This window comes from Halomonas sp. I1 (assembly GCF_032334135.1).
Classification (GTDB): domain Bacteria; phylum Pseudomonadota; class Gammaproteobacteria; order Pseudomonadales; family Halomonadaceae; genus Halomonas.
Genome location: NZ_JAVXUS010000007.1, coordinates 68,985 through 77,947, shown reverse-complemented (window position 1 = coordinate 77,947; position 8,963 = coordinate 68,985). Strand labels below are relative to the sequence as shown.

The 8,963-nt window shown below is 62.4% G+C and carries 6 protein-coding genes and 1 tRNA gene; all 7 read right to left on the bottom strand.

Annotation, left to right across the window (positions count from 1 at the left end):
* Positions 1–120: 120 nt before the first annotated feature.
* A complete protein-coding gene (locus tag RSO41_RS09870; protein ID WP_315618928.1) occupies positions 121–972 on the bottom strand; it encodes a DNA/RNA non-specific endonuclease in 852 nt (283 codons plus the stop codon).
* Between the two features lie 56 nt (positions 973–1,028).
* Entirely contained in the window at positions 1,029–1,304 is a 276-nt protein-coding gene (locus RSO41_RS09865) for an Lrp/AsnC family transcriptional regulator (RefSeq protein WP_013333286.1), read from the bottom strand.
* Between the two features lie 90 nt (positions 1,305–1,394).
* Positions 1,395–2,963 carry a SpoVR family protein gene (locus tag RSO41_RS09860; RefSeq protein ID WP_315618927.1) on the bottom strand — a complete coding sequence of 523 codons (1,569 nt, stop codon included), beginning with the start codon at positions 2,961–2,963 and terminating at the stop codon, positions 1,395–1,397.
* 20 nt (positions 2,964–2,983) lie between these two features.
* Positions 2,984–4,270, bottom strand: a complete 1,287-nt coding sequence (locus tag RSO41_RS09855) for a YeaH/YhbH family protein (protein ID WP_315618926.1) — start codon at positions 4,268–4,270, stop codon at positions 2,984–2,986.
* A gap of 164 nt (positions 4,271–4,434) precedes the next feature.
* Positions 4,435–6,357, bottom strand: a complete 1,923-nt coding sequence (locus RSO41_RS09850; protein WP_315618925.1) for a PrkA family serine protein kinase — start codon at positions 6,355–6,357, stop codon at positions 4,435–4,437.
* Between the two features lie 348 nt (positions 6,358–6,705).
* The gene (locus RSO41_RS09845; RefSeq protein WP_315618924.1) at positions 6,706–8,718 is read right to left on the bottom strand and encodes an NADPH-dependent 2,4-dienoyl-CoA reductase; all 2,013 of its coding nucleotides are present in this window, start codon (positions 8,716–8,718) and stop codon (positions 6,706–6,708) included.
* A gap of 165 nt (positions 8,719–8,883) precedes the next feature.
* Positions 8,884–8,960: transfer RNA gene (locus RSO41_RS09840), tRNA-Asp, on the bottom strand.
* Positions 8,961–8,963: the final 3 nt, after the last annotated feature.

The window sequence follows — 8,963 nt, the reverse complement described above, 5'->3', positions numbered from 1 at the left end:
CTCCTGGGCACCATATTTCGCGTCATGCAGCTGAAGCCCTTGCAGAACACCCCTTACAGGAAACCGCGACGAAAGATCGCGGTTTTTTTGTGTCCGGGCGGCAGACCATGCCCGACACCGTCAGAAGCGGCCGGGCAACCGCGAGACCTCCTCCAGCCCCCAGCCTTCGGTGGATACCCGGGCTTCCAGCGCCTCCGCCGCCAACGGCGGGAGCTGCGGGAAGAAATCCAACCCGGTGCGCGCCTCGACATCGTCGATACTGACCACGAAACGATCCAGCGGCTCATCACCACTCACGTTCTGGGGCATCAGAAAGGCCAGCGCCTTCGGCCGCTCGCCCGGCACCACCAAAATCTTGTAGAAGGCTTCAGGCACCTCCACCAGCCCTGCTCGATGAAGCATGCCCTCCAGAAAGTCATCATTGAACACCGGCCCTGTGATCACCTGCAGCCGACCGAGACGCGGCACGAAACGATCGATCACCACCTCTTCGAGACGCTGCCATAACCGACGATTCAGGTCCGGACGCTGCGGTGTCATGTTGCTCATCAGGAAGGTATCGCGCTGTGCTTCGCGCCCATGCACCACGGCGATGGCATAGTTGGGTGCCAGATGCCCCCGGTCGTAGCCGCTATGCGAATAACTGCCCGTCGTGACCGGCCAGAGAGAACGCCAGTCACGCCGGAAGCCGGGGCGCTCCCCCGCCCGAGGATTCTCCACCGAGTGCAGGGTATAGCTCGCCCACAAGGGGCTGACCCGCAGGTCCGACCAGCCAAGCAGATAGCCCTCGTTGCGCAGGACACGGTGCAGGCTCAGCGGCGTCAGTTCCGACCAGGTCGGCACACCCATCCAGCTCAGCCGGTCGCGCACCTCGCGCTCCTGCATGTACCAGAGGCCGCTGCCGACCACCGCGAACAGCACGGCGACACCGACGCGCCGCATCATGCGACGCAGAAAAGTATGACGAGACATCCAGGGAATCCATTCCTGTCAGAGGCCGGGACCGCCTTCCGGGGACGGCCGAGGGATCACCAGCCGAGCGAGAACATGGTCTCGAGATCGTGGCGGGAGTGCACCTGCATGGCGTTGAGCGTTTCGGTCTCGCGAATGCCTTCCACTTCATCGAGCCGACCTGTCACCAGCTCGGCCAGGCTCTCGAAGTCCCGGGTGCGCGCGATCGCCACCAGGTCATAACGACCGCAGGTGGAGAAGACCTCGCTGATGCCTTCGACATCCGCCAGGCGCTCGGCCACCGACTGGATCTTGCCTTTCTCGGCATTGATCAGGATCACGGCATTCTGCATCGGGCACTCCTCGGCTGTCCCAGGCTGAACGATACGCGATAGCGCAGGCCACCGCGACTGCGGCGATTATAGCAGCGTCACGCGTCTCGATCAGCTGGACGCGGAGCGCTCGGCGTCTTCATCTTCCGGCAGCGGCCAGTGATAGCGGCGCACCACCTCGCCCTCTTCCATGGACTCCAACTTGACGGGGAACCCCCACAGCTGGTGCAGATGGCGCATCACCGGGTAGACGCTGCGCGCCAGAGGCCGGCGATTATCCTGGATATGACGCAGGGTCAGCGAGCGATCGCCACGAATGTCCGCCGAATAGATCTGGATATTGGGCTCGCGCACCGACAGGGCGTACTGGGATGCCAAGGCCTCGCGGATGCGCCGATAGCCGCGCTCATCATGTATCGCCGCCACTTCCAGCATATCGTCCTGATCATCATCCACTACCTTGAACAGTTTCAGGTCACGAATCACCTTGGGCGACAGGAACTGCTGGACGAAGGACTCATCCTTGAAGTTGCGCATGGCGAAATTCAGCGTCTCCCGCCAGTCACTTCCGACAGTATCAGGGAACCAGGCACGATCTTCCTCGGTGGGCGATTCGCAGATGCGCCTGATGTCGGAGAACATCGCGAAGCCCAATGCATAGGGGTTGATACCGTTGAAGGCCGGGCTGTCGAAGGGCGGCTGCTGCACGACGGAGGTATGCGATTGCAGGAACTCCAGCATCAGCCCCTCGTCCACCAGGCCATCGTCGAACATGCGATTCATCAATGTGTAGTGCCAGAACGTCGCCCACCCTTCGTTCATCACCTGGGTCTGGCGTTGCGGATAGAAATACTGAGCGAGCTTGCGCACAATGCGCACCACCTCGCGCTGCCAGGGTGCCAGCAGCGGCGCGTTCTTTTCGATGAAGTAGAGCAGGTTCTCCTGCGGCTCGGGCGGGTAACGCCCCCCGGCATGCAACCCCAGGGGGTCTTCTCCATCATCGACGTCTCCGAGCCCCTCCCCTTCCGATGCACGCTCCGGGATGGTCCGCCACAGAGTGTTCACCTGCGCCTGCAGATAGGTTTCACGCTCCTTCTGTCGGCGCGCCTCTTCTTCGGCAGAGATCGGCGAGGGCCGCTTGTAGCGGTCGACCCCATAGTTCTGGAGAGCATGGCAGGCGTCCAGCAACTGCTCCACGGCGGTCACGCCGTAACGCTCCTCGCACTCAGCGATATAGCGCCGGGCGAACAGCAGATAATCGACGATGGAACCGGCATCGGTCCAGGTACGGAACAGGTAGTTGCCCTTGAAGAAGGAGTTGTGCCCATAACACGCATGAGCCATCACCAGCACCTGCATCATCAAGGTGTTCTCTTCCATCAGATAGGCGATGCAGGGGTTGGAGTTGATCACCAGCTCATAGGCCAGCCCCATCTGGCCACGCCGATAGGCCTGCTCCACGGCCAGGAACTGCTTGCCGAAGGACCAGTGATGATACCCCACCGGCATGCCGACACTGGCGTAGGCGTCCATCATCTGCTCGGTGGTGATGACCTCGATCTGGTTGGGGTAGGTGTCCAACCGGTATTCATCGGCCAGACGCGCTATCTGCTCTTCGAACTCGGTAAGGGTCTCGAAGCTCCAGTCGGAACCGGTGGCGATGGGCTTGCGCTCGGTCATGCTGCCTCCTTGGCCTCGCCTCAGGATTGCGCGGCGCGGCGACGGAACAGTTCACGGAACACCGGATAGATATCGCCTGCCTCGACGATCTGACGCATGGCGAAGCGATCCGCATATTCGGCTTCCACGCGCTCGTATTCCTCCCACAGCGCCTGATGGGCGTGAGGGGTGATCTCGACATAGGTGAAATACTGCAATCGCGGCATCAACGACTTCGCCAGCAGGTCGCGACAGGTCAGGGAGTCATCATCCCAGTTGTCGCCGTCGGACGCCTGGGCCACGTAGAGATTCCACTGACCCGGCGGATAACGCGCCTCGATGATCTCGTCGACCAGCGTCAGGGCACTCGAGACGATGGTGCCGCCGGTTTCCCGGGAGTAGAAGAACTCCTCCTCGTCGACCTCCTTGGCGGCGGTATGGTGACGCACGAAGACCAGCTCGACCCGCTCGTAATTGCGCTCCAGAAAGAGATAGAGCAGCAGGAAGAAGCGCTTGGCGATATCCTTGTGAGCCTGGGTCATCGACCCGGAGACATCCATCACGCAGAACATCACCGCCTTGCTGGATGGCTGGGGCTGATTGATCACATTGTTGTAGCGCAGGTCATAGGTATCGATGAAGGGCACCGCCTCCAGGCGCTTTTCGAGACGCTCGATCTCGGCCTTGAGCTCGCTGATGCGCGCTGGGTTGCGCAGCACCGGATCCTTGCGCTCCTCGATCTCCAGCGCTTCTCGCGCCTCACGCAGGGCACGCTTGATCGGGCCGCGCATGGCGATGCGGCGGGCATGGGCCTCGCGCATGGAGCGCACGATATTGATACGCGCCGGCACTCCGTCCCGCGTCAGACCGGCGCGTACAGGCTTCACCTCATCGAGGTCGACCAGTGGCTTGCGTTCCAGGTGGGGCAATTCCAGCCCATCGAAGACGAAATCCAGAAACTCCTCGCGGCTCAGGGTAAAGGCAAACTCGTCCATGCCTTCGCCCTGGTTGGAGGCGCCGCCTTCGCTGGCGCCATCTCCACCGCCACCACCACCGGGGCGGCGCAACCGGTCACCCTCGACAAACTCCTTGTTGCCCGGCGCGATGATGGAGCGCCGCCCCCCGGGCCCATGCTGGAACACCGGCTCGGAAATGTCGCGAGTCGGTATCGAAACCTTCTCGCCACGCCCCATGTCGGTAATGGAGCGACGGTTGACCGCTTCCTCGACGGAGCGCTTGATGTGCCCACGATAACGATCGAGGAACCGCTGGCGGTTGACCGCACTCTTGTTCTTGGCATTGGCCCGACGGTCGATGAAATAGCTCATGCTGACCTCCTCTGGGCGCTGCTCACCACGGGGAGGCGGCCCAGCCCGTTCTCCCCGTTCGTAGCGTTGAAGCCGCGAGAAGCGAGCGGCGAGCTTCGAAACTCGGTGACTGAAAGCTCGAAGCTCGAAGCTCGAAGCTCGAAGCTCGAAGCTCGAAGCTCAGGCTACTGCGACTTGCGCACCCGCAGATACCACTCGGAGAGCAGCCGTACCTGCTTCTCGGTATAACCACGGTCGACCATGCGTGCCACGAAGTCCTCGTGCTTCTTCTGGTCGGCTGTCGATGCCTTGGCGTTGAAGGAGATCACCGGCAGCAACTCCTCGGTGTTGGCAAACATCTTGTGCTCGATCACACCGCGCAGTTTCTCGTAGGACTGCCAGCTCGGATTCATGCCGTTGTTCTGGGCCCGGGCCCGGAGCACGAAATTCACCACCTCGTGACGAAAATCCTTGGGGTTGGAAATACCCGCCGGCTTCTCGATCTTTTCCAGCTCATCGTTGAGTGACTGGCGGTCGAACAGCTCGCCGGTCTCGGGATCGCGGTACTCCTGATCCTGGATCCAGAAGTCGGCATAAGTGACATAGCGGTCGAAGATGTTCTGGCCGTACTCGGAGTACGACTCCAGATAGGCCGTCTGGATCTCCTTGCCGATGAAGTCCACATAGCGTGGCGCCAGGAACTCCTTGATATAGCGTAGGTAGCGCTCGAAGGTCTCGCGGGGCAGCTGTTCCTGTTCGAGACGCTGCTCAAGCACGTAAAGCAGATGGACCGGGTTGGCAGCAACCTCGTGATTATCGAAGTTGAACACCTTGGACAGGATCTTGAAGGCGAAGCGAGTCGAGAGGCCATCCATCCCTTCGTCCACACCGGCATTGTCGCGATACTCCTGGATCGACTTGGCCTTGGGATCGGTATCCTTGAGGTTCTCGCCATCGTAGACCCGCATCTTGGAATAGACGCTGGAATTCTCCGGCTCCTTGAGTCGCGAGAGCACCGAGAACTGCGCCAGCATGCGCAGGGTGTCCGGCGCGCAGGGCGCCTCGTTGAGCGAGGAGTGCTCGAGCAGCTTCTTGTAGATGTTGATTTCCTCACTGACTCTCAGGCAATAAGGCACCTTGACGATATAGACACGGTCAAGGAAGGCCTCGTTGTTGCGGTTGTTGCGGAAGGTCTGCCACTCACTCTCGTTGGAGTGCGCCAGGACGATGCCATCGAAGGGGATCGCCCCCATCCCTTCGGTGGGATTGTAGTTGGCCTCCTGAGTGGCGGTGAGCAACGGATGCAACACCTTGATCGGTGCCTTGAACATCTCGACGAATTCCATCAGCCCCTGGTTGGCCTTGCACAACCCGCCCGAGAAGCTGTAGGCATCGGGATCATCCTGGGAGTAGAGCTCCAGCTGGCGAATATCGACCTTGCCGACCAGCGAGGAGATATCCTGGTTGTTCTCGTCGCCGGGCTCGGTCTTGGAGATGGCGATCTGATTGAGCCGCGACGGATACAGGCGCACGACCCGGAACTGGGAGAGGTCGCCGCCGAACTCCTGAAGCCGCTTGGCCGCCCAGGGCGACATCACGCTCTTCAGGCAACGCGGGGGGATGCCATATTCCTTCTCCAGCAGTTCGCCATCATCCTCGGGCGAGAACAGCCCCAGCGGCGACTCCTGCACCGGGGAATCCTTGATCGCATAGAAGGGAATCCGCTCCATCAACAGCTTCAGGCGTTCGGCAAGCGACGACTTGCCGCCACCGACCGGCCCCAGCAGATAGAGGATCTGCTTCCTCTCCTCCAGCCCCTGGGCGGCATGCCGGAAGTAGGCGACGATCTGCTCGATGGCCTCCTCCATGCCGTAGAACTCCGCGAAGGCGGGATAACGACGGATCACCTTGTTCGAGAAGATCCGTGCCAGCCTCGGATCCTTGGCCGTGTCGATCACTTCGGGCTCACCGATGGCCTCCAGTATCCGCTCGGCGGCGTTGGCATAGACCGATGGCTGCTCCCGACAGAGCTCCAGGTACTCCTGCAGGGTCATTTCTTCCTGCTGGGTGCGGGCATAGCGGTTCTGCACATGATCGAAGATGCTCATCGAAGCCTCCTTTAGACCCGGCGCCCCGGCCATGACAGTGTCGGCGAACCTGCCGGGGATCGGTAACTTCAGCGTAGACAGCATTAGCGGACAACGATTCTTCGTTCTTCAACGCAGCGGCCTGCCTCCACTCCTTATCCTTATGAACCCGGAAACCGCCGGGGGGTTCGTGGAAAATGGTCGCATGGATTCATCACGCCGTTCTCAGAGGGTGTTTACAAAAGTCACGAGCGACGGCCAGGCCAGGCGAAATCAGCCGAAAAAGCGGAGTTTACGAGCTGGTAAATGAGCATTTTGAGGCTGATTTCAACGCCGCATGGACGAGCGCAGTAGTTTGTAAACACCCTCTCAGAGGGTGGCGGCGACCCGAGTCCCCTGCTCGATGGCCCGCTTGGCGTCGAGCTCCGCTGCCTCGTCGGCGCCGCCGATGACGTGCACCGAGACCCCCGCTGCCTGCAACGCCTCGAGGTCATCACGCACCGACTCCTGGCCGGCACAGATCACGACAGTATCCACCTCGAGCAGGCGCGGCTCACCGTCCTGACGGATGTGCAGGCCCTCGTCGTCGACCCCCATGTACTCGCACCCGACCAGCGTCTCGACCCCTCGGTGACGCAGCGAGGCACGGTGCACCCATCCCGTGGTAGTACCCAGCCCCTTGCCGGGCTTGGACGTCTTGCGCTGCAGCAGCGTGACATGACGCGACACCGTCGGCCGCTGCGGCTCACGCAGCCCCCCCGGCGTCGTTACCGTCAGATCGACCCCCCACTCGTCGCACCAGACTTCGGCATCCAGAGCGGGATGCCCGGCGTGGGTCAAGAGTTCCGCCACATCGAACCCGATACCCCCGGCCCCGATGATGGCCACACGAGGACCGACCCGCTCGGGATGCACGATGGCTGCCGGATAGGACATCACCTTGGGATGGTCGATGCCGGGCAGGTCGAGACGGCGCGGCCGCACACCGGTGGCCAGGATCACCTCGTCGAAGGCCGCCAGCTCATGCACGCTGGGCGCCGTGCCGAGACGCACGCTCACCTGGTGACGCTCCAGCATCACCCGGAAGTAACGCAGGGTCTCGTCGAATTCTTCCTTGCCAGGGATCCGCCGGGCATAGTTGAACTGGCCGCCCAGTTCGGACTGACACTCGAACAGCGTCACCGAGTGACCTCGTCCGGCGGCCGTCACGGCGGCGGCCAGCCCCGCCGGCCCACCGCCCACCACGGCAATGGCCCTCTCCGCCTCGGTCGGCACGATGACCAGCTCGGTCTCGTGGCATGCCCGAGGATTGACCAGACAGGAGGTCAGCTTGCCCTGGAAGGTGTGATCCAGGCAGGCCTGGTTGCAGGCGATGCAGGTGTTGATCTCCTCGCTGCGCCCCTCCCGCGCCTTGGCGATCCAGGCGGGATCCGCCAGAAAGGGCCGCGCCATGGAGACCATGTCGGCCTGCCCCTCGGCGAGAACCCGCTCGGCGACCTCGGGCATGTTGATGCGGTTGGTGGTGACCAACGGGATCGACAGCGCGTCGCGCATGCGCCGGGTCACGTCGCTGAATGCGGCACGGGGCACGCTGGTGACGATGGTCGGCACCCGCGCCTCGTGCCAACCGATACCGGTGTTGACGACATCCGCCCCGGCCTCCTCTACGGCACGTCCCAGGGCCACCACTTCCTCGAAGGTACTGCCCTCTTCGACCAGGTCGATCATCGACAGCCGGAAGATAATGAGGAAATCCTCGCCCAGTTCGGCACGCATGCGTCGCACGATTTCCACCGGAAAGCGGATACGGCCGGCAAAGTCACCGCCCCATTCGTCCTCGCGCTGATTGGTGCGCCGGCAGATGAACTGATTGATGAGGTACCCCTCGGAGCCCATCACTTCGACACCGTCATAGCCCGCCTCGCGAGCCAGGCTGGCACACCGGACATAATCGTCGATGGTCGAGGCGACCTCATCACGACTCAGCTCGCGGGGCGTCATCGGGTTGATCGGCGCCTGGATCGGCGACGGTGCCACCAGGTCGGGCGAATAGGCATAACGTCCGGCATGCAAGACCTGCAGGCAGATCCGACCCTGTTCGGCGTGCACGGCGTCGGTCACCCTCCGGTGATCGGCCACCTGCTCGGGGCGCTCGAGGGTCGCCGCTCCCTGAAAGACCGCCCCCTGCGGGTTCGGCGCGATTCCGCCGGTAACGATCAGTCCCACGCCTTCCCGGGCGCGCTCGGCATAGAAGGCGGCCAGGCGCTCGAAGCCCTGCGGGGCCTCTTCCAGATTGGTATGCATCGAGCCCATCAGCACGCGATTGGGCAGGGTCACCGACCCCAGCGTGATGGGGCGAAACAGATGGGGATATACAGTCACGGTCGAGTCCTCGCGGTCGGGCAACGGAAATTCAAACAACTGTATGATAGTCGCTCGGGTTCCGCAAAGCCCGGGCACTCGCCCATGGAGGATAGTCGATCTCGACTGGCACGCACGCGAAAAGGCCCCGAGTCTTTCAACTCGAGGCCTGGAATTCGAAGCAGATGGCGGACCGGACGGGACTCGAACCCGCGACCTCCGGCGTGACAGGCCGGCATTCTAACCAACTGAACTACCGGTCCGGT